The organism is Acinetobacter sp. JADD-222, assembly GCF_049310645.1.
This window is the reverse complement of sequence record NZ_JBMOWI010000001.1, coordinates 97,103-119,010: the sequence shown is the minus strand read 5'-3', so window position 1 is coordinate 119,010 and position 21,908 is coordinate 97,103. Positions and strand designations below refer to the sequence as shown.

The window sequence follows — 21,908 nt, the reverse complement described above, 5'->3', positions numbered from 1 at the left end:
TTAAACGTTAAGCTTGTGTCGTCAAATGTAAAGTGGCCTATATCCTAACTGTTGTAATTTTGGTTATTGCTTTTATAGGCACTCAATAAAAAACCAAAATATGGAATAGGACATGACGTTGACGAAAGCTATACGTTTCTATGGAACAGGAACGCCAGAAGTATTGCGCTATGAAGATGTAGAAGTAGGAGATCCAAAAGCAGGGGAAGTACGCCTACGTCATGTGGCAGTCGGTTTAAATTATGCCGATACATATTTTCGTAATGGAACTTATCAAATTCCAATGCCTAATGGCATGGGCGTCGAAGCATCTGGTGTTATCGAAGCTTTAGGTGAAGGAGTCACTCAGCTTAAAGTAGGTGATCGGGTCACCTATACGGGTTTTTTAAATACCTTAGGTGCATATAGCACTCACCGTTTAATTCCAGCCAATACTTTAATTAAATTACCCGAAGAAATTTCTTGTGAAACAGCGGCAGCCATGACTATGCGAGGGCTGACCGCTGCTTATCTGATGCGCCGTATTTATGACTTTAAAGCGGGCGATTCAATTTTACTACATGCAGCCGCAGGCGGTGTTGGGCTGATTGTTTCTCAATGGGCCAAATTACTTGGCTTGACTGTTATCGGGACCACATCTTCAGAAGATAAAGCTGCCGTAGCACGAGCTCATGGTTGTGATCATGTCATTAACTACAGTCATGAAAATGTTGCGGAGCGTGTACGTGAGTTAACAGACGGCGTGGGTGTAAATGTCGTTTTCGATAGTGTTGGCCAAGCCACTTTTATGAGTTCATTAGACTCTCTCAAACGCCGTGGTTTGTTGGTTTGTGTAGGAACAGCGTCTGGTCCAATCCCTGCTTTTGATCCGGTATTACTCGCCGTGAAAGGATCATTGTTTGTCACACGTCCAGCTTTAGCAGATTACATTGCAGATCCTGCCGAGAAGAAAGAATTGGCAAATGAATTATTTGATCATGTTCGACATGGACGAATCAAAATTGAAATTAATCAGCGCTATGAGCTAAAGGATGCCGTACAAGCTCATCGTGATTTGGAAGCACGTAAAACAATAGGTTCATCAATCTTTGTAATTTGAAGGGATTTCTTATGCAAATTGAACAGTTAACTTGCAATATTGGTGCAGAGCTCAGTGGCGTCAAACTCGCTGATGCGATTTATGATGATGGATTATTTACTGAAATTCGCACACAACTACTTAAACATCGTGTGTTGTTCTTGCGAGATCAGCACTTAACTCGTCAGGATCATGTGGCATTTGCAGAAAAATTTGGACAATTAGAAGATCATCCTGCGGTAGGCAGCCACCCTGATCATCCGGGTTTGGTGCAGATCTATAAACATCCTGAAAGTCCGGTCGATCGTTATGAAAATGCTTGGCACAGTGATGCAAGCTGGCGCAAGGTTCCACCGATGGGATGCGTGTTGCACTGTGTTGAATGCCCACCTGTAGGGGGTGATACCATGTGGACCAATATGGTGATGGCCTATGAGTCTTTACCCGACGATATTAAGGATAAGATTGCTGACTTACGTGCCTACCACAGCATAGAAGCGAGTTTTGGTGCGGCTATGCCACTTGAAAAACGCTTGGACTTAAAAGCAAAGTTTCCCGATGCTGAGCACCCAGTGGTACGTACCCATCCTGAAACTGGCGAGAAAATTTTATACGTCAACGCGTTCACAACGCACTTCAGTAACTATCACACTAAAGAGCGAGTCAGATTTGGACAAGATGCCAATCCGGGCGCAGCTGAACTACTGCGTTACTTAATTTCTCAAGCGTATATTCCAGAGTTTCAAGTACGTTGGCGCTGGAAGCCTAACAGCATTGCCATCTGGGATAACCGCAGTACACAACATTATGCAGTCATGGATTATCCACCTTGCCACCGAAAAATGGAGAGGGCCGGCATTATTGGTGACGCAACCTATTAAATCTATAGATTAAAAATTTTTATCTATTTGAAAATCCTAAAAATACATAAGGAGATGCACATGCAATTTTTTGACGACTCATTGCACCCAGAAAATATGGAAAAAGTGGTAATCACGGTTGCGCCATATGGACCCGAATGGATGCCAGAAGATTTTCCAGAAGATATTCCTGTGACCATGGATGAGCAAATACAAAAAGCGGTTGAGTGCTATGAAGCAGGCGCGACAGTGCTGCATTTACATGTCCGTGAGCTTGATGGCAAAGGCTCTAAACGCTTGTCAAAATTTAACGAGCTTATTGCAGGGGTTCGTGAAGCTGTGCCTGACATGATTATTCAGGTAGGCGGTTCGATTTCTTTTGCACCAGAAAGTGAAGGTGAAGCGGCTCTATGGCTAAGTGATGACACCCGACATATGTTGGCTGAACTTACACCAAAGCCCGATCAGGTTACGGTGGCAATTAACACCACACAAATGAATATTATGGAATTACTCTATCCTGAATATTTAGAAGGGACTTCATTGGCACATCCAGCGACTCAGGCAGCATATGCAGAGATGACTGTGCCAGCAGGTCCTGCATGGGTCACTGAACACATCAAGCGCTTATGTAAAAACAATATTCAACCGCACTTTCAGTTAACGGGCATGCATGGTCTTGAGACGTTAGAACGTATGGTACGTAAAGGATTGTACATGGGGCCGTTAAACTTAACTTGGATTGGAATCGGCGGTGGTTTTGATGGTCCAAACCCATTTAATTTCTTTAATTTTATTCATCGCGTACCCGATGGATGTACTTTGACATCTGAGTCTCTACTCAAAAATGTGTTGCCTTTTAATACCATGTCGATGGCAATGGGTTTACATGCGCGTGTAGGTAATGAAGACACGATCATTGATCATCATGGACGTCGTTTTTCATCTGTAGAGCAAATTAAGCAAACCGTTCGAATCGCTCATGAACTAGGCCGTGAAATTGCCTCAGGAAAAGAAGCCCGTGAAATTTATCGTATTGGGGTGCAATACAACAGTATTGAAGAAACCCTAATCGCAAATGGTATGGCACCCAACCGTAAAGCTGGGCAAAAGGGCGTGCCGCAGCGTAAATAATGTGACAAGGTCTAACGGAACTTAGACCTCAATTGTAGTGCAGCTTATTCGCTTTGATTTTAAAAGTGCGTTGCTGCACTAGCTAAATAGAAATTATAAAAAATACAAGGAGGTCGTATGAATGCACATCAGTATTCAGATCAGATGAGCGATGTTGATACGTCAATCAGTATACCTCGTCGTTACGCATGGCTTGTTTTTGCTTTGACATTTGGTCTGCTCATTTCAGATTACATGTCACGACAAGTCTTAAACGCAGTTTTTCCTTTACTTAAAAATGAGTGGTTGCTCAGCGATAGCCAGTTAGGTTTGCTCAGTGGCATTGTGGCGTTAATGGTGGGTTTATTGACTCTGCCGTTGTCATTAATGGCAGACCGTTTTGGACGAGTTAAAAGCTTGGCCATTATGGCGACGTTATGGAGTTTGGCGACTTTAGGATGTGCACTGGCTGAAAATTATGAGCAAATGTTTATTGCTCGTTTTATGGTTGGTGTGGGTGAAGCTGCTTATGGCAGCGTTGGAATCGCGGTGGTTGTGGCTGTTTTTCCACGAGAAATGCGTGCAACACTCGCCAGTGCTTTTATGGCAGGTGGCGTATTTGGCTCATTTTTGGGTGTGGCTTTAGGTGGTGTACTCGCACAGCATTTCGGTTGGCGTTGGGCATTTGGAGGAATTGCTTTATTTGGTCTCATTTTGGCCTTTCTATATCCAATTTTAGTGAAAGAAAACAGAATAAACGCAGCACCTCAAAATAAAATTCGTAGTAAAACCCAGCACATTAAAAGCCCTTTAAAAACTTTATATTCAAGTCGTTCAGTCATTGCCACTTACATTGGTAGTGGTCTGCAAATATTTGTTGGTGGCACAGTGATTGTCTGGATGCCGAGTTATCTCAATCGCTATTACGGCATGAGTACCGACAAGGCAGGCGTGATGGCAGCGGTCATTTTGCTATGTAGTGCAGTAGGCACAATTCTATGCGGCATGTTGTGTGATTATTTGGGCCGTAATTGTCCAGATCGTAAGGTCAGTTTAGCGATTACATACTGCTTGCTCGGTTGTGTTCTTTTATTAATTGCTTTTGCTATGCCTGTGGGACGTAACCAGTTACTTCTCATCTGCCTCGGAATGTTTATTGCCCTAGGAACCAATGGGCCATCTAGTGCCATGGTGGCCAATCTCACACATAACTCAGTTCATGGCTCTGCATTTGCAACACTCACCTTAGCTAATAATTTTCTTGGTTTAGCTCTTGGTCCTTTAGTGGTTGGCAAAGTATCTGATGTGATTGGTTTACATAGCGCATTTCAACTCATGCCATTGGTCAGTATTGTAGCTGCAGTCGTATTTTTTTATGCCAAACGCCATTATCACAAAGATATCGCACGCTTTGAGCAGCAAGCAATAACTGAGCTTAAAAATCATTCAGGTAACCAAATACAAAAATGCGGGATGAATAACAAATGATGATTCGGCAATTACACATTGATGTATTTTTTGACTTTATTTGTCCTTGGTGTTTGATCGGAAAACGTCAGTTACTGATCGCTATAAATAGATTTTATCAGCTTCACCCCAAAGTCAAAGTTATCGTGCACTGGCGAGGTGTCCAGCTTATACCTGACTTAGCTGTTGAAGGGGTACCGTTTCAAACGTTTTATTTGAAACGGTTAGGTAGCTTGACGGCAGTTCGTATGAGACAAGAACAGGTCAATAAAGCTGCAAATAAAGTTGGGCTCAAGATCGATTTTGAGCAAATTAAACGAATGCCAAATACGGCCAAAGCTCATCGCTTATTTGATAAAGCTTTAAAGATAGGAACTCCTGAGCAGTGCAATGCGTTGTTAGAACAACTCTTTGCTGCATATTTTTATAATGGGTTAGACATCGGAAATACCACCACTTTATACAAAATCGCCAAACGCTGTGGTTTCCCGCGTGAACTGATCAAAGATTTGCTTATTCAAGATCATCAAGATTTTATCTCTGCAAGTACAGGAGGTAATGGCGTGCCTTACTTTATTTTTGATCGGGCTTCTGCCTTGGTAGGCGCGCAATCAGCAGATGCACTTTATCAAGCGATGCAAGAGGCAATGCTGGCACAAGGAGAGTTGATATGACCAACCGATTTCAAGTGCCTTTTGAAAAAATTCCAAATTCAGGTGAGCGGGCTTTTTTTAAAATTGGAGATAAAACTCTCGCACTATTTAACGTTGCGGCTCAATTTTATGCAATCGATGACAGTTGTCCTCATCAAGGCGCATCGCTATTTAGCGGACGTCTAGAAGGACGAGTGATTCAGTGCTGTGCCCATGGTCTACGTTTTGATTTAACAAATGGCTGTTTAGTTAATTCTTCTTTGCTCAAAGTTGCAACCTATCCCGTAGAAGTGATCGAGGACAAGGTATTTATTGTGATGGGCTGTGGGGAAAATCATGAGTAGTTTAGTTTTGAAAAATTTTTCCCAGCGTACAAGAGAATTAGCACCAGGTTTTGTGGTCAGTTCGGTCGTTGCAGCAGCCGCCTGTTTCTTATCAGAGCACTATGGCGCGCCAGTTATGCTATTTGCACTACTGCTCGGCATGAGCGTGAATTTTTTAGCTGCTGAAAGTAAATGTAAGGCAGGTATCGAGTTTACCGCACGTAGTGTGCTGCGGATGGGCATCGCGTTACTCGGCATGCGTATTACTTTAGGACAAATTACCGCACTAGGTTGGCAACCTGTTGCGTTAGTTGTCACTTTGGTTATTGTCACAATCGCCGTTTCTGTTATTGCCGCTAAAATTTTAGGTTTCCAAAAACTATTTGGCATGCTCACTGGTGGATCAACGGCAATCTGTGGTGCTTCAGCCGCATTGGCACTATCGGCTGCTTTTCCAAATCATCCGCAAAAAGAAAAAGCGACTTTATTTACCGTGATTGGCGTGTCGGCACTTTCAACCTTTGCAATGATTGTCTATCCGATGATTGCGAAGTGGCTAGAGCTATCTCCACAAGCGGCTGGTGTGTTTCTTGGTGCTACGATTCATGATGTGGCGCAAGTGGTCGGCGCTGGTTATAGCATGTCTACTCAAACTGGTGATACGGCGACTGTAGTTAAACTTATGCGTGTGGCCATGCTGCTTCCAGTAATCGTTTGTGCAGCCATGATTACCCGCATGCAAGGAGCAGATTCAACCGGAGAGCGACCACCATTACTGCCTTGGTTTGCCGTTGGCTTTCTACTACTCGCTTGTATTAACAGTACAGGATGGGTGCCAACGATGGTTCAAAATGGAATCAATGATTTATCGCGCTGGTTTTTAGTCATCGCAATAAGTGCTTTAGGAATGAAAACTCAGTTAAAAGAATTAGCATCGGTCGGCATTAAACCGATTCTTTTAATGATCGGCGAAAGCATCTTTTTAGTGGTATTGGTTCTTGGACTTATGCGCTTGTGGTTTTAATTTTACAAATTAAATTTTTAAAGAAGTTATGGAATAGTTCTCCAGCTTCCTTATGTTTTAAATGACTTTATTTGGCTTTAAATAAAGAGAAATTAATTGAGCAGGGCTTTATTGTGACTACGCCACATATTCGGTGACATACCAAATTGGCTAATGAACCAACGCGTAAAAGAACTCGGCATTGAGTAACCTAAAATATCAGACACTTGAGCAAGTGAATAATTTAGATTTTTTAAATAACGAAATACGAGATCTTTGCGTACTTCATTCATTAAATCACTAAAACTCGTCTGAGCTTCTTCTAATCGACGTTGTAAAGTCCGTACGTGAATACCATGTGTTTGAGCGACTTGATCAATCGTAGCGCGGCCCATTGGCAAAAGAAGATAAATACTTTTACGAATATCAAAAATCATGGTCGATTCATTATTATTCTGCAAAATATCTAAATAACGCTGTGCATGGTTAGCCATCGCCAGATTTGCTTGAGGGTTTGTTGTATCAAGTTCGGCCGCCGTACAAACAATACCATTAAAGTCACTACCGAACTCGAGCGCACAGCCAAAAATTCGCCGATGCAAAGTTAAATCACTGGGCGGGTTATGAGTGAAGTGTACACTTAACGGCCGCCATTTTTGCATCATGAGTGCTGCACAAAAACGATGGGTGATTCCTAAAGCAAGTTCCGTCGCTTGACGACTATATCCGCAAGTTGTTGTCACTACTTCTTCTCGAATAACAACCGTATCGTCAATTTCTTCTATATATATTTCAAGTGAGTTATTGAGTAAATTCCTATAACGAACAATCGTTTGTAGCGCTTCTCTCAAAGTATATTGGTAACTTAATAATAAGCTCAGTTCACCAAAATCCGCGATTTCGCGTTGCTCTGCCATATGTAAACCGAAAACATCGCAGTTACTCATCTGTGCTGAGTCTTCAAGCAAGGTAATGGCTTTATCTACAGGAATACGTTGTTTAAGATCATTCAATTGAGTTTGGCTAAGCCCAACACGTGATAATAAATGGTAGGGATTTAGATCTAATTGCTGAGCAACTGCCAAATAATTTTTTAAAGAGGCGGTATGCGCAAGAGGCACCATTTTATTATCTCCTGTTCTTAATCAGCCATATTCCTTACAGCTCATATCTAGTTATAACTAAAATATCTGCATTACAAAAGCTTTTATTTAAAAGCCTCATCGTGATGTCGAATCAATTTTAAATCTGTTCTTTTAATTCATTTGTAATTACAAAAACTAATTTAATTAATTTACGAAATTTTAAAAAGATGTGTCGTCAAATGAAAAGTCCGTGACGTCTTATGTACACCATTAACTGAAATGAGCCTTTATTGTGAATGGAGTTTTATAAAAATTCTTACGCATTCTAGATGGCAAAATTCACAGGCGTTGAAATGGAAAAAATACAAACCAAAGCAACAATTTTAATTATTCCAGGGTTACGCGATCATGTTCCCGAGCATTGGCAAACAATCTTAGAAACAAAGCTAGCAAAGGTTCGCTCTGTACCACCTGTGCAAATTAATAAACTCAATTGTGAAAATAGAGTTGCTGCTATTCAGGCACAACTAGAACAAATACAAGGGCCTGTCATTTTGGTTGCACACAGCGCAGGCGTGCTGATGACAATATACTGGGCTGCAAAATATCAAAGACCAATTCAGGGTGCTTTACTTGTGGCTCCCCCTGACTTAAACGAAAGCTGGCCAGAAAATTATCCAAGCCCAACCGTACTTCATCAAGAAGGATGGAGTCCTTTACCAGATCAAGAACTACCTTTTCCCAGCATTTTGGTTGCAAGCACCAATGACCATTTAGCTCGTTATGAAGCTGTCAGTGAAATGGCAGAAAAGTGGGGGAGTCAACTCGTAAATTTGGGTGAAGTGGGGCATTTAAACCCTGCATCTGGCTTTGGCTATTGGCCTTTAGCTGAGCAATTCATTCAACAGTTAGATCAGGTTGAACAACCAGACTAGGGCAAAAAATACCTGCTTATGTAAACCATTTAAAGCCAATGGATGGCTTTGAGTAATAAGCAATAAATAAAAAATCATATTTATAGGGAGATAATATGATGGGTCATTACGTCTATTTAAATCAAAGAAATAATCACATTTTATATATTCAAAAAATAGGGGTTTCATTAAGCCTAATTTTATTCATGTCTAAAGCAAATGCAGCCAGTTTTGATATTGATAAAGACTGGAAGTTCGATACAAAGACGACATTAAGCGTAGGAGCCAGTTGGAGTACGCAAGATCCATCCGTTTCATTACTTTATCGGCCTGACGCAAACAAAATAGGTAAACAAGGCGCTAGCATTGATGTGAATGGTGATGATGGGCGTATGAATTTTAGTAAATATGATGCTATTTCACAGATTATCAGAGGTATAACTGAAGTTAAACTAAATGGAAAACAGCAGGGTGCGGTCATTAGCACTAAATACTGGTATGACCATGCTTATGAGACAGGACACGGAGACTTTAAACCCTTTAATGATTCAGCATGGCCAAGGCTCGCAAAGTTCAAAGGTATCGATTTATGGAATGCCTATATATGGAAAGATTTTGAATTAAACGATGGAAAAAGCATCAATTTAAAATTAGGCAAACAGACTTTAAATTGGGGGAAATCTCAGTTTTTTCAAAACGGTTTAAATTCGGTGAATGCCTTTGACTTTGCTGCAATCAATCGACCGGGTGGTGATGCAAAAGAAAGAATCATTCCAACCGAAATGTTTTCATTCGACACAAGCATTAATAAAAATTTGAAAATAGAAGGGTTCTATCAATTTAAATTTAGACCTTCAGTTGTTGATGGTAGCGGAACTTTCTTTGAGATTTCAGACTTTGTGCCTGAAAATGCAGGTCCAGTTCTGATTGCTGGAGGTGGAGATAAATTATCAGATACCGCAATTCGTTTACGTACCTATATTCCACGTGCAGAAAGTAGAAAAGCAAAGGATAATGGCCAATATGGTATTGCTTTAAAACAGACATTAGCCAGTTTAAATAATGCTGAGTTAGGTATTTACTATGCGAACTACCATAGCCGTAATGCAAACTTTGATGGAACGGCTGTAACAGCAGCAGGACCCGAACATTTTAATAGCGCAAGTTATTTTTCTATCTATCCTGAAAATATCAAAATGTTTGGATTAAGTCTGTCTGGGAAAGTTGGAACAACAACCATTTTTAGTGAATTAACCCACAAACCTAATCAACCTTTGCAGCTAAACGGCACAGACATTGTCTATGCTCAAGTGCTATTGGAAGGAACACCATTTGCGCCGCCGGGAAAAACTGTTGGATTGGGTCAATATATCCAAGGATATGTACGTTTACCCGTAACACAATTTTCGGTTGGAGCAACTGATAGCATATTCAATATTTGGGGCGCGAATTCGATGACATGGTCTACAGAGTTTGCCTTAAACCATATTGCAGATATTGGTAATCATCGGATTGGTCGGACTGGTGCATTTGGCCGTAGTGAGCTTTCAACAGGTGCTTATAATCCTGAAACAGGCGACTTTAAATGTACGCCGTATGGTACAGCCCATCTTACCAATGCAGAAATAGACAATTTAAATGAACGCTTTTGTAATAAAAACGGTTTTTTTAATGAATGGTCATTTGGCTACCGATTACGTGGAGCATTAAATTACCAAGATATTTTACCTTCTACCGTGATTACGCCAAGTCTTAGTTTTAGACACGATGTTTATGGATATAGCCAAAACTTTCAAGAAGGGCAAATGAGTGTAACTGGGGCGTTATCTATGACTTATCAGCAAAAATATACAACAGAGATTGCCTATAATAACTTTTTTGGTTCTAATGAATTTAGCACGATAGATGATCGAGATTTTGTATCATTAACATTTAAAGCTAATTTTTAGTTCAATTATTTTATAAAAAATATAGAAAGGCTCGTTATAAATGATATTTATACGTGGAGGATAACTTTGAAATTTAGATCAAAAATTGATTGGTGGCTTTTATTAATATTTGTTGTTGTCACTGCCAATATCGTTATGAAAATTTATGAAGCAAATTATCATTATTCTTTAGCTTCAAATTTTCCGCACCTCGTCATTTACAGTTTAGTCATTTTGGTTATTTGGCTGCCCATCTTTAATACCTATTATCTAGTAGAAAACAACACCTTAATTATTAGGAGTTTAGTGTTTCGATGGAAAATTAATATTAATGATATTACTCGCATAGAACCTACCCATAATCCACTTTCTTCTCCAGCATTATCGCTAGATCGGCTTAAAATTTATTATATGAAAGATGGCAGAGTGGCTACAGTAATGATCTCGCCAAAAGATAAAGAGGGTTTCTTAAATATTTTACGCAATAATCCTAACGCCAAGTATTAATGTGTAGTTGATAAATAGAGTCTTTTAAATATCTAGAAAACACTAGTTATGTATTAAAATTTTGAAAATATAGACGGTAATCCTTAGTTTTGTTAAATAAATAAACTATAAGTCTCTCTTCTAAAGCATTAATCTGTGCTTATTGCGAAAAAATAAGAAATGGAGATAAAAGATGCTTACACGTTTTTTAATGCCAATTTTAGGCACTACAGTTGTAGTTCTTGTTGCAGGATGTGCTTCATCCTCTCAATATCCAATTACTGATAGTTATGGGCCAGACCCAAAACTTCCTGAACCTAAATCAAGCCTATTACCAACTGTTAATATAGCTCCAGCAGAAGGCTGGCCTAATGGCGCTATGCCAACTCCAGCAGAAGGTTTAAAGGTCAAAGCATTTGCCAAAGGACTTGAACACCCACGTTGGCTTTATGTATTACCAAATGGTGATGTATTGGTTGCTGAAACGGATGCCCCGCCTAAACCAGAAGACAGCAAAGGGATTAAAGGTAAAATTATGTCTTTTGTGATGAGACGTGCAGGATCATCTCATCCAAGTGCAAACCGTATTAGTTTACTTCGTGACACTAATGGAGACGGAGTTGCCGATCAGAAAACAGTATTTCTTCAAAACTTAAATTCTCCATTTGGTATGGCATTGGTCGGTAATAACTTATATATCGCCAATACAGATGCACTGTTGCGTTTTCCTTATCAAGAAGGTGAAACTCAAATTACGGCCAGTGGAACCAAAGTGTTGGACTTACCAGGTGGCCCTTTAAATCACCATTGGACCAAAAATGTGATTGCTAACCCAGCTGGTACCAAGCTGTACATTACCGTTGGTTCTAACAGTAATGTTGCTGAAAATGGTTTAGATCAAGAAAAAGGCCGAGCACAAATTACGGAGTTTGACATCGCAAGTGGTCAGTCACGCCCATTTGCAACAGGTCTGCGTAATCCAAATGGTATGGCTTGGCAGCCTCAAAGTGGAAAACTCTGGACGGTTGTTAATGAGCGCGATGAAATTGGGAGTGACCTAGTACCCGATTATATGACGTCAGTTCAAGATGGAGCTTTTTATGGCTGGCCTTACAGCTACTATGGTCAACATGTTGATGTACGAGTTAAACCACAAAATCCAGCAATGGTTGCCCGTGCAATTAAACCAGACTATGCACTAGGCAACCATACGGCTTCTTTAGGCCTCACATTTTATGCAGCAGAACTGATGCCACAATTTAGAGGAGGGGCATTGATCGGTCAGCATGGTTCTTGGAACCGTAAGCCTCACAGTGGTTATAAAGTCATTTTTGTACCATTTAGAAGTGGTCAACCCTCTGGTCCACCACAAGATATCTTGACAGGATTCCTTAGTGATAAAGGCAAAGCGTATGGTCGCCCTGTGGGTGTAGCAATTGATTTTTCAGGTGCTGTGTTAGTTGCAGATGATGTGGGCAATACGATTTGGCGAGTTTCGCCAGTTGCAGAGACAACTTATGAAGCTCCAATGAAATATGCTATTGGAACCCCACCAGGCACATCATAAAGTGTTTTAACAATCATTTATTAGCACGGGCGGCCTTTAGGCTTTATAGAGGCTCGCCCAAATGCCTATTATTTAATTTTTAAATAATTGAACAAAAAAAATACTAATTGGACTTTATAAGCCAACTTCTCAAAAATGAATATGTGAAAACGATAATGATGTTTAAGGAACAAACACATGAATACACATATTCGAATTGCCGTGGTCGGTGGTGGTATTGCTGGTCTGGCTTTAGCAAGTAATTTAAGTAAACACGCCCATTTAGATGTCCAAATGTTTGAATCTGCACCTCAGTTTTCTGAAATTGGGGCAGGGATTTCTTTTGGTGCCAATGCAGTTAAAGCTATTGAATTGTTAGGTTTAGCTAACGAATATCATGCAATTGCAGATCAAGTATCACCACCATTTCAAGATGTTTGGTTTCAATGGCGCAATGGTTATACCGATGAATATTTATCGGCATCTATTGCGACAGGTGTAGGGCAGTCATCTGTTCATCGTGCTGACTTTCTTGATGCCATTATTCCTCACATGCCTACGCAAAATGTCCACTTTTCTAAACGGCTAGAGGCGATTGAAGAACAAGATGATCAGGTGATTTTGCACTTTAATGATGGTAGTCAGCATGAGTGCGATTATTTGATCGGGGCTGACGGTATCCGCTCGGTGGCGCGCCAATATGTTTTAGCTTCTCATCATTTACCACCAGTTCATCCACGTTTTTCAGGAACTTGGGCATATCGTGGCATTATTTCTCACGCTTCATTTAAAGAAGCTTTGCAGCAAATAAATGGCGATACAGATTTAGCAGATATTCCTCAAATGTTATTGGGCAAAGACAAACATATTTTAACGTTCCCGATTCGTAAGGGGGAGCAAATTAATATTGTTGCTTTCTGCTCAAACCGTGAAGATACAATACTACCAGCCGATACACCGTGGACTAAGCCTGTCGATAAAGCTCATATGCTTTCCGATTTTTCAGACTGGAGTGAAAGCTGCCAAACATTACTCGGTTTAATTGAACAGCCTACCATTTGGGCCTTACATGAAATTGAAGAACTTTCGACTTATCAAAGTACCTCAGGTCATGTCATTGTCATGGGCGACGCTGCACATGCCATGTTACCTCATCAAGGTGCTGGAGCAGGCCAAGGTCTTGAAGATGCATTGATTCTTGCGGCCTTATTGTCGAAAAAAAACTTACAAGCAGATCAATTAACCGATGTGTCTTCGATATATGAAAAGCTGCGTTTAAAACGTGCTTGTCGTGTTCAGCAAACTTCTCGTGAGTCTGGCGAAATTTATGAGTGTTATTCGATTCAGTACCCAACGTTTGCCGAAATTGGCGAACATCTTGAGCATCGTTTTGACTGGTTATGGCAACACGATCTAGAACAGGATGTTGCAGAAGCACAGCAACAATTACATCAGCTAGGAATGGCAACCATTTAAATAAATTTTTGTTTTACACACAATTTGCTAAGGAAAGCAATTATGGAAAAACTAAATGCAAATCAATTGATTGATGATGCAAGATTAACACCATTACATTGGCGGGTGATCTTGCTGAGTGCGCTCATTATTATTTTTGATGGCTATGACTTAGTCATTTATGGTGTGGCATTGCCTAAGCTCATGCAACATTGGCAGTTAGATAGTATGACTGCTGGATTGCTGGGCAGTGTTGCATTATTTGGCATGATGTTTGGTGCAATGATTTTCGGTAGTTTGGCCGACAAATTAGAGTCCTATGGCTTTAGCCGTAAGCGTTTAATTATACTGTGTGTCTTCATTTTTAGCGGTTTTACGGTGTTATGTGGTTTTGCCAACAGTCCTAAAGAGTTTGCCATTTATCGTTTTATTGCCGGCCTAGGTTTGGGCGGCGTAATGCCAAATGTTATTGCCATAATGACCGAGTTTGCCCCAAAGAAATTACGATCAACTTTGGTATCGCTCATGTTTAGCGGCTATGCGATTGGTGGCATGAGCTCCGCGCTTTTAGGCATGTGGTTAGTTCCTAAATTTGGTTGGCAAATCATGTTTATTCTGGCGGGTATTCCACTTATTTCATTACCTATTATTTGGAAGTTTTTACCCGAATCAATTGATTATCTGGTTCGCCAGAAAAAATGGAATGAGGTACGTGACTTACTTCAACAATTAGCACCAGGACAAAGTATAACTGATCATACGGGCATCGTATTACATCAAGAAAATCAACAAACTGCTACTCGGCCTTTAGTTGCTCTATTTACCGAGAACCGTGCTTTAGTCACTGTATTTTTCTGGTTGAGTGTATTTATGGCTTTACTGATGGTGTACGCGCTCGGTAACTGGATACCCAAACTCATGGTCGAGGCGGGATATGATTTATCAACCAGTCTTGTCTTTTTACTGGCGCTAAACTTGGGTGGGATGTTGGGTGCAATCGGTGGCGGTTACTTTGCTGATCGTTTTCATTTAGGTAAGGTCATTTGTTCACTCTTCTTAGCGGGTGCAATTTCACTTTACTTGCTGAGCTATGCTTTACCTATGGTCATTTTATATCTCTGTATTGCCATTGCAGGAGCGGCGTCTATCGGCGGGCAAATTTTATTGCTCGCTTATATGGCTCAGTTTTATCCTTCACCAATTCGCAGTACTGGGATTGGTATGGCTTTGGGTGTAGGTCGTATTGGGGCGATTTTAGGTCCGATTTTATGCGGTTGGCTTTTAAGTTTGCATCTACCGATTGAATATAATTTTATCGCGTTAGCCATTCCTTGCGTGCTGGCAACCTTAAGTGTTATTGCCATAAGTATTTATAATCGAACTAAACGTGTAATGCTGAATTCAAGTATATCTTCATAAGAATTAAGCGCTTTTATTCCCGTAAAGGAACTAAACTCTAAGCAAAGAAGTTAAAGTCTTTGTTTAGAGTATTTAAAGGATCAGAACCATGGATTTAGGTTTGATTAAAGTTTTTGTCTGTATTTATGAGTCTCGGCATATTAGTAAAGCTGCTGATAAATTAAATTTGAGCCAGCCTTCTGTAACTTATAATTTGAACCGTTTACGCCGTCAGTTAAATGATGAATTGTTTACCCGAAGCAGAGGTGGCGTCGAACCTACAAAAGTTGCACATGAGCTTTATCCGATTTTTCATCAAGCAATTTTTAATATTGAGTCAGCGATTGCTCAAGCACAGGAATTTCATCCTGAAAACTCAAATAAAACTTTCCGAATTGGACTCTCGGACGCTGGGGAGATTTGCCTCTTACCTAGTCTTATGGCTTTTTTGCAGAAAACAGCACCCTATATTCAAATTGAGATTGAAGAGATTCAGTCGTCTAAGGTTGAACAGTGGCTTATTGATGGCTTTTTAGATCTAGCCGTATTTAATAGTACGCAGACCATAATGCCTAAAATAGAAACACGTACTTTATTTGAAGAAAGATATGTATGCATTGCTAGAGCTGACCATCCACGGCTACAGCAGCAACTGACGTTAGAGCAATATTTGCAAGAAGATCATGTTGCCATCAAGTCATCGACAGGGCACATCCAGGTTGAGCAATATTTAAAAACAATGGATTTGAAGCGACGAATTCGTTTAGAAGTTCCACATTTTAGCGTTTTACAAGGTGTTTTGCAGAGTTCAGATATGTTGGTGACTTTACCATCGCGAGCAGCTCGGCATTATCTAGCTCATGGTAATGTCCAAATGTTTGAATTACCTTTTGCTATGGATTCTTTTAAAGTGAGCTTGAATTGGTTTAATCGTAGTGATGATATTATTGCCAGAAAATGGCTGATTCAATCTGTCGGTCAAATATTTGAAGTTTTATAAGAACAATTTACATCTATTTAAAATTCATTTTCAGATTAAGCGCTTTGATCTGAGAACTTAAAGTTCTTTCCAATTTATTATCAAATTTTGATAGCATTCGCGTTATACACAATAAGAACTGTATATGAATTATGACTGATCAATTAAGAGCAAAATTTGAGAATTTAGAACTTAACGCAGGTTTAGGGAAAATTAGCGCCTTTATTTCCATGTCACTCAGCTTACTTTTCTTATTTGGTGCATTATGTTTTTTATTTCCCAGTGTATTAACCACCCCAGAACTCCGTCCTATTTACGCAAAACACTATCATCTTTTTTATTATGGCCTGATCACAGGCATTATTGTTAGTGCAGGTTTTGGAGCATTTAGTGCCATTATCCGTCAAAACCGATATGGATTTTACGGGCTGTGTTTTTCACTTGTAGCAGCAGTTTTGGGGTGTGGGGTAATTGAAGCACCCGTTTTACCAAGTGTACCGTTTTATGCAGGTATCGATTATTTTGTACTGACCTTATTCATTTTAGCGTTCATTTTTATCCCCCTTGAAGGTTTTTTTGCTAAAAATCCTGAACAGAAAATATTAAGGGTGGGCTGGGTGACTGATATGAAATATTTCATGGTTAGTCATATTGGCATTCAATTATTTAGCTTTTTAACCGTTATGCCGATTCAATATTGGATTACGCATCTACCTGATAATCCAATTGTGCCTTATGTACAAGCTCAGCCGATTTGGCTGCAATTTATTGAACTATTAATTGTGGTCGACTTTACGGTGTATTGGTTGCACCGCGCTATGCATGAAGTTAATTTCTTATGGCGCTTTCACGCGATTCATCATTCAACTGAATATATGGATTGGTTAGCATCCTCTCGTTTGCATGTCATTGAAGTGCTAATGACTCGCTTTATTGCGACATTACCTATTTTTCTATTGGGTTTTCATACTTCAGCTGTTTTTGCTTATTTAGTTTTTATTTCGTTTCACGCTATTTTCATTCATTCCAATGTACGTTTTCGTTTTCCATATTTGCGCTGGATTATCGCAACGCCAGAGTTTCACCATTGGCATCATTCTTCAGAAAAACCAGCCATTGATAAAAATTATGCTGCTTTTATTCCTCTATATGATGTCATCTTCAAAAGTGTATATATGCCAAATCATCTAGCAAGCGTGTATGGCACGGTGGGTTATAAAATTCCAAATAGTTTTATAAAACAATTTACATGGCCATTTAAAAAGTATGTAAAGCGATTTTTAAAACCTTGGCGTGATCAATGAAATAAACATAGCCTCTATAGAGGCTATTTTTTATAGGCTTATTTACTTTTAAAGTTTTTAAAAATCAGAAGAAGCGCGACAAACGATAGTAGAATAATAAAACTAATATAACTGTTTGCTGTACTCATCAGCCCAATTTTCCCAACAAAATAGCCAGCTAAAATTGCAGGAATACTAAATGCTAAATAACTTTCAACAAAAAATGCAGCCATAAGTCCTGCGCGTTCTTCTGGTAAAGCTAGCGGCATTACTGTGCGGATTGCGCCCATAAAAGCTGTACCAAAACCCACACCCGTAATAATAGAACCGAGAAATAAAACTACTGCACTTGTAAGATTAATTGCTAAAAATAAAATGGTTGAACCAATAGCAATTGAAAGAGTACCTGTTAATAAAATACTGTAATTTGTCGACTTTCTAAGCGTCAATATACCTGCCGCACCAGAAAGGGCGAGCGCCATAAACATAATACCGTTTAGCCATGCCGATGAAGTATGGAAAATTTTTGCCAGTAAAGAGGGCATAAGTGATAAGAAAAAACCACTGACCATCCAAAGAGCAATATTAATTGGACTAATACTCAATAAAGCACTTTTTGTTTGTGGCGGAATAGCCATATTGGGTTTTAAAAAGACAAGTGCACCCGATCTTTTTTGGGCTGTTTCAGGAGTAAAAAAACTTAAAATGAGTTCACAAATAAGAAGAAGACATAAAAATTCAAAAACAAGCTGTAATGGTTGGGCAGAGAATTGCAAAATAGAACAAGTTAGAAATATACCAACAGCCATGCCGACCATTGGTGCGATACTATTAATAAGCGAACCCTGAAGCTTACTAAAATCTAAAATTGCTGCGCCTATAGCCGAGACAGCAAGCCCTGTTGCGATTCCTTGTAAGCCACGCGCAATAAATAACATCGAAACATCTGAAGCAAATAAGAAAAAGCTCATCGAAATAATTTGCAGAAAAATGGCTGCAATAATGACAGGACGGCGTCCAATATAGTCAGACAAAGAACCAATAATCAGTAATGAACCGAGTAAAGTAAAAGCATAAGTTGCAAAAATTAAAGTCAAAGTGACAGGTGAAAATTGCCAAAGCTGTTGGTATAGACGATAAAGTGGAGTCGGTGCACTAGACGCCGCCATAAAAGTCATGAGCGTGATTGTATTAAGTGTCAATGCACTTGCACTATCTAACTGAAAAACTGATCCAGACCGTTTTGAACTTGAATTGTTCATATAAGATGAATAACATAAAAGCGAATATTTAGCTTTTATACATTATTTTCACACTAAAGCAAATCCTTAGCTTTAGTGTATTTTGTATATAGATATAAATATTTATAAATTTTTTGATTCCTTTTACAGAGTTTATAAATGGCAAAAGTTGTTACTGGCTTACGTCCTGGCGGTCGTAGTGAAAGAATTCAAACTGCGGTGCACCAAGCGGTAAAAGAGCTTCAAAAAACCTTAGAGCAAAGCCAAATTACTATACCTATGATCGCTCATGAGGCAGGAGTAACACCTTCGACAATTTACCGCCGTTGGGGCGATATTAATCAGCTATTTTCAGATGTAGCCCTAAATGAACTTAAACCTGATATGGAACCAAAAGATTTAGGTTCATTTCAGCTAGATATCACTGCATGGATTGAACAATATTTTGAGGAGTATTCTTCTGAAGTTGGTCAAACATTATTGCGTGATGTGCTATATACAGCCGATTCTTCAAATGCAAGAAAATGTGAAACCTTAATTATTCAACAACTTGATATTATTCAAGCCAGAGCTAAATCGCGTAATGAACCCACTATAAATAATGAAGAAATTATCGAAGCTGTTATTGCCCCTATGCTATTTCGCATCTTATTCACTGAACGGAACTTAAGCTTAGATTACGTCCACATTTTATTGGAACGGTTATTTAACGCTCCCTAATTTGAATTAATCTATCAAAGCCTATTAGTGGGATTTTTTAACAAGAACGAGACACTTTATCTTGTTAAAAAATTATATATCAATTTTTCTTATTATTTTTAAACTAAATTTTCATAATTTATAATTTACATGTTTTTTATAAAATCATTTATTTAATAAATGTTGTGCTGATATGAGACAATGAAATTGCTACAGCCATTTTTGTGCATGTTTTTACTTAAAATATTAAGATTAAATAATGCTTTATAGAGAATTTTGGTTGTTTTTTTATTTTTTAAAATTAGAAAATTAAAATGATTTTATATAATTTATTGCATGATTATTGAATTTGACATTTTTTAAATTTATAACACAGGCCGTTTTTTATTCTTTACAATGGCGTTTCCTTGATAAAGCAGCTTGTGGTGCACGCTTTATATTTTATTTTTTTATCCCCATCGAAAAGGTATTTAGATAATGGATTTCAATACCCTTGACCAAGAAACGGTACAGAAAAAACAGAAGTTTCACCAAATTTTGTATGTACAGGTCATCTTTGCAATTATTTTGGGCATTTTAATTGGTCATTTTTACCCAGAACTTGGCGAAAGTTTAAAACCGCTTGGTGATGCATTCATCAAGATCGTTAAAATGATTATTGCTCCCGTAATCTTTTTAACCGTTGTTACAGGCATTGCCAGTATGACAAACATGAGCCGAGTTGGCCGTGTAACTGGTAAAGCTATGCTTTATTTCCTTACCTTCTCAAGCTTGGCTCTTGTGGTTGGTATGATTGTGGCAAATATTATCCAACCGGGTAAAGGCCTTAACATCGATCCTGCTACCTTAGTCAACGACAAAGTAAATACTTATGTTGAGAAGGCACATGCAACAAATATTACCGACTTCTTCATGAATATTATCCCGCAAACCTTAGTCAGTCCTCTGGCAGGTGGCGAGATTTTGCAGGTTCTGTTTGTGGCGGTATTATTTGGTATTTCTTTGGCTGCATTGGGTGATCGTGCACGTCCAATTACCGACTTCTTAAATAACTTAACAGCTCCAGTTTTTTACCTTGTTGGTATGTTAATGAAGCTGGCTCCAATCGGTGCTTTTGGTGCAATGGCTTTTACCATCGGTGCGTATGGAATCGAGTCAATTGGTAATTTATTACTATTAATTATGACGTTCTATATTACAGCGGTATTGTTTGTCATAGTGATTTTAGGAGCCGTAGCCCGTTACAATGGCTTCTCAATTATTCATTTAATCCGTTATATCAAAGATGAACTTTGGTTAGTTTTAGGAACAAGTTCTTCTGAAGCAGCTTTACCATCTTTAATGGATAAAATGCAAAAAGCAGGTTGTGAAAAATCGGTGGTAGGTTTGGTGATTCCGACAGGTTATTCATTTAACCTCGATGGTACAAATATCTACATGACTATGGCGGCTCTGTTTATTGCGCAAGCGTGTAATGTTGACTTATCAATTAGTGAACAAATTGCATTGCTTCTTGTGGCAATGGTAAGTTCTAAAGGTGCAGCAGGGGTGACTGGTGCAGGCTTTATTACTCTGGCTGCAACTCTATCGGTTGTACCGGCGGTTCCTGTAGCAGGTATGGCTTTAATTCTTGGTATTGACCGTTTTATGTCTGAGTGCCGTGCATTAACAAATTTAGTTGGTAATGCTTGTGCAACAATTGTTGTAGCACGATGGGATAAAGCTTTAGATAAAGATCTTTTAGATAAAGCTTTAAAGAATCCTAAAGCAGAATAATCTTATAAAAAATCTGTAGCTGAGGGCAATTTGGGAGAGTAGCCCCGCTACAGATTTTTTGTTTAATGTCTAACAATATATTTTAATTAAACCATTCTAAAGTTCTGCAATATTACTTATCTTTCAAAAAGACAATACTGTAAATCAAGTCGTAAAAAATTATGCTTTTAAGTGATCCTCAAACTCTTCACCTAATTGCATCGCTAATGAATTACCTGCTAAATCACAGGTCACTAAACCATATTCTTTTTTAAAACTAAAAGTAAAACCTTTTCCATCAGCAAGATTTTTAACCGAATACCCTAACTTTTCTAACCAAATACGAAACGCAATCAAATTTTTAGCTTTAACAACCTTTTTCACGTGAGAACTCCTTCTATCTGTGGCATTACATCTTATTTATTAATAGGGTTTTAATTAGATTTTTTAAAGGGGGAAAACTTTGTTTTATTTTGCAACTTGTAAAAAAAGTAAGATAGATAAAGAACAGTTTTCATTTTTATAAAAATATGGTGATGTTATGTAACTAAAAAATAAATACTTTTTATTTAGTGGATTGTTTGTTGATGTGTTTTTAAAAAAATATAAATTCGAGGGAATTTTTAAAAATATTAATAACTA

20 protein-coding genes are annotated in these 21,908 nt (G+C 38.8%); 17 read left to right on the top strand and 3 right to left on the bottom strand.

What is annotated here, in order from left to right; all coding sequences use genetic code 11:
* Nucleotides 1–112 precede the first annotated feature (112 nt).
* From ACO6UW_RS00530 to ACO6UW_RS00500, 7 genes are all read left to right on the top strand, one after another.
* Nucleotides 113–1,099 carry a quinone oxidoreductase family protein gene (locus ACO6UW_RS00530; RefSeq protein WP_068976397.1) on the top strand — a complete coding sequence of 329 codons (987 nt, stop codon included), beginning with the start codon at nucleotides 113–115 and terminating at the stop codon, nucleotides 1,097–1,099.
* A gap of 11 nt (nucleotides 1,100–1,110) precedes the next feature.
* Complete coding sequence (locus ACO6UW_RS00525; protein ID WP_057061935.1) at nucleotides 1,111–1,959, top strand: TauD/TfdA dioxygenase family protein; 849 nt, start codon at nucleotides 1,111–1,113, stop codon at nucleotides 1,957–1,959.
* 60 nt (nucleotides 1,960–2,019) lie between these two features.
* On the top strand, nucleotides 2,020–3,072 hold the full coding sequence (locus tag ACO6UW_RS00520; protein ID WP_014207164.1) for a 3-keto-5-aminohexanoate cleavage protein: 1,053 nt from the start codon (nucleotides 2,020–2,022) through the stop codon (nucleotides 3,070–3,072).
* Nucleotides 3,073–3,189: 117 nt separating this feature from the next.
* Entirely contained in the window at nucleotides 3,190–4,539 is a 1,350-nt protein-coding gene (locus ACO6UW_RS00515) for an MFS transporter (RefSeq protein ID WP_057061934.1), read from the top strand.
* Complete coding sequence (locus ACO6UW_RS00510; protein ID WP_057061933.1) at nucleotides 4,536–5,192, top strand: DsbA family oxidoreductase; 657 nt, start codon at nucleotides 4,536–4,538, stop codon at nucleotides 5,190–5,192. Before ACO6UW_RS00515 ends, ACO6UW_RS00510 begins: the two co-directional genes overlap by 4 nt.
* 14 nt (nucleotides 5,193–5,206) lie before the next feature.
* A complete protein-coding gene (locus ACO6UW_RS00505) occupies nucleotides 5,207–5,515 on the top strand; it encodes a Rieske (2Fe-2S) protein (RefSeq protein ID WP_081037834.1) in 309 nt (102 codons plus the stop codon).
* Nucleotides 5,508–6,518 carry a YeiH family protein gene (locus tag ACO6UW_RS00500; protein WP_057061931.1) on the top strand — a complete coding sequence of 337 codons (1,011 nt, stop codon included), beginning with the start codon at nucleotides 5,508–5,510 and terminating at the stop codon, nucleotides 6,516–6,518. The genes ACO6UW_RS00505 and ACO6UW_RS00500 overlap by 8 nt, the downstream gene beginning before the upstream one ends.
* Before the next feature lie 92 nt (nucleotides 6,519–6,610).
* On the opposite strand, the gene ACO6UW_RS00495 is transcribed toward ACO6UW_RS00500, so the two are convergent.
* The gene (locus tag ACO6UW_RS00495; protein WP_017385470.1) at nucleotides 6,611–7,621 is read right to left on the bottom strand and encodes an AraC family transcriptional regulator; all 1,011 of its coding nucleotides are present in this window, start codon (nucleotides 7,619–7,621) and stop codon (nucleotides 6,611–6,613) included.
* 290 nt (nucleotides 7,622–7,911) lie between these two features.
* On the opposite strand from ACO6UW_RS00495, the gene ACO6UW_RS00490 reads away from it, so the two are divergent.
* The 8 genes from ACO6UW_RS00490 (at nucleotide 7,912) to ACO6UW_RS00455 (ending at nucleotide 17,592) form a co-directional block, all read left to right on the top strand.
* A complete protein-coding gene (locus ACO6UW_RS00490; RefSeq protein ID WP_081037822.1) occupies nucleotides 7,912–8,517 on the top strand; it encodes an RBBP9/YdeN family alpha/beta hydrolase in 606 nt (201 codons plus the stop codon).
* 98 nt (nucleotides 8,518–8,615) lie between these two features.
* Entirely contained in the window at nucleotides 8,616–10,445 is a 1,830-nt protein-coding gene (locus ACO6UW_RS00485) for a DUF1302 domain-containing protein (RefSeq protein ID WP_081037835.1), read from the top strand.
* Between the two features lie 66 nt (nucleotides 10,446–10,511).
* Nucleotides 10,512–10,931, top strand: a complete 420-nt coding sequence (locus tag ACO6UW_RS00480) for a PH domain-containing protein (protein ID WP_057061929.1) — start codon at nucleotides 10,512–10,514, stop codon at nucleotides 10,929–10,931.
* A 172-nt stretch (nucleotides 10,932–11,103) separates the two neighbouring features.
* Complete coding sequence (locus ACO6UW_RS00475; protein WP_057061928.1) at nucleotides 11,104–12,477, top strand: PQQ-dependent sugar dehydrogenase; 1,374 nt, start codon at nucleotides 11,104–11,106, stop codon at nucleotides 12,475–12,477.
* A 177-nt stretch (nucleotides 12,478–12,654) separates the two neighbouring features.
* On the top strand, nucleotides 12,655–13,932 hold the full coding sequence (gene salA, locus ACO6UW_RS00470) for a salicylate 1-monooxygenase (RefSeq protein WP_057061927.1): 1,278 nt from the start codon (nucleotides 12,655–12,657) through the stop codon (nucleotides 13,930–13,932).
* Nucleotides 13,933–13,974: 42 nt separating this feature from the next.
* Nucleotides 13,975–15,330, top strand: coding sequence for an MFS transporter (locus tag ACO6UW_RS00465; protein WP_057061926.1), 1,356 nt, complete (start codon nucleotides 13,975–13,977; stop codon nucleotides 15,328–15,330).
* Between the two features lie 88 nt (nucleotides 15,331–15,418).
* Nucleotides 15,419–16,309: a LysR family transcriptional regulator gene (locus tag ACO6UW_RS00460; RefSeq protein ID WP_009391740.1), complete on the top strand. Its 891-nt coding sequence runs from the start codon at nucleotides 15,419–15,421 to the stop codon at nucleotides 16,307–16,309.
* A gap of 131 nt (nucleotides 16,310–16,440) precedes the next feature.
* On the top strand, nucleotides 16,441–17,592 hold the full coding sequence (locus ACO6UW_RS00455; RefSeq protein WP_348891813.1) for a sterol desaturase family protein: 1,152 nt from the start codon (nucleotides 16,441–16,443) through the stop codon (nucleotides 17,590–17,592).
* 38 nt (nucleotides 17,593–17,630) lie between these two features.
* Here the strand turns inward: ACO6UW_RS00455 and ACO6UW_RS00450 are convergent, their stop codons facing one another.
* Nucleotides 17,631–18,833 (bottom strand): MFS transporter, encoded by a 1,203-nt coding sequence (locus ACO6UW_RS00450; protein ID WP_057061924.1) that lies wholly within the window; start codon nucleotides 18,831–18,833, stop codon nucleotides 17,631–17,633.
* A gap of 138 nt (nucleotides 18,834–18,971) precedes the next feature.
* Here ACO6UW_RS00450 and ACO6UW_RS00445 point away from each other — a divergent pair, with 138 nt between their 5' ends.
* Both ACO6UW_RS00445 and ACO6UW_RS00440 read left to right on the top strand, forming a co-directional pair.
* The gene (locus ACO6UW_RS00445; protein WP_057061923.1) at nucleotides 18,972–19,532 is read left to right on the top strand and encodes a TetR/AcrR family transcriptional regulator; all 561 of its coding nucleotides are present in this window, start codon (nucleotides 18,972–18,974) and stop codon (nucleotides 19,530–19,532) included.
* Nucleotides 19,533–19,988: 456 nt separating this feature from the next.
* A complete protein-coding gene (locus tag ACO6UW_RS00440; protein ID WP_002119617.1) occupies nucleotides 19,989–21,287 on the top strand; it encodes a dicarboxylate/amino acid:cation symporter in 1,299 nt (432 codons plus the stop codon).
* Between the two features lie 159 nt (nucleotides 21,288–21,446).
* On the opposite strand, the gene ACO6UW_RS00435 is transcribed toward ACO6UW_RS00440, so the two are convergent.
* Nucleotides 21,447–21,650: a hypothetical protein gene (locus ACO6UW_RS00435; RefSeq protein WP_002119766.1), complete on the bottom strand. Its 204-nt coding sequence runs from the start codon at nucleotides 21,648–21,650 to the stop codon at nucleotides 21,447–21,449.
* Nucleotides 21,651–21,908 lie beyond the last annotated feature (258 nt).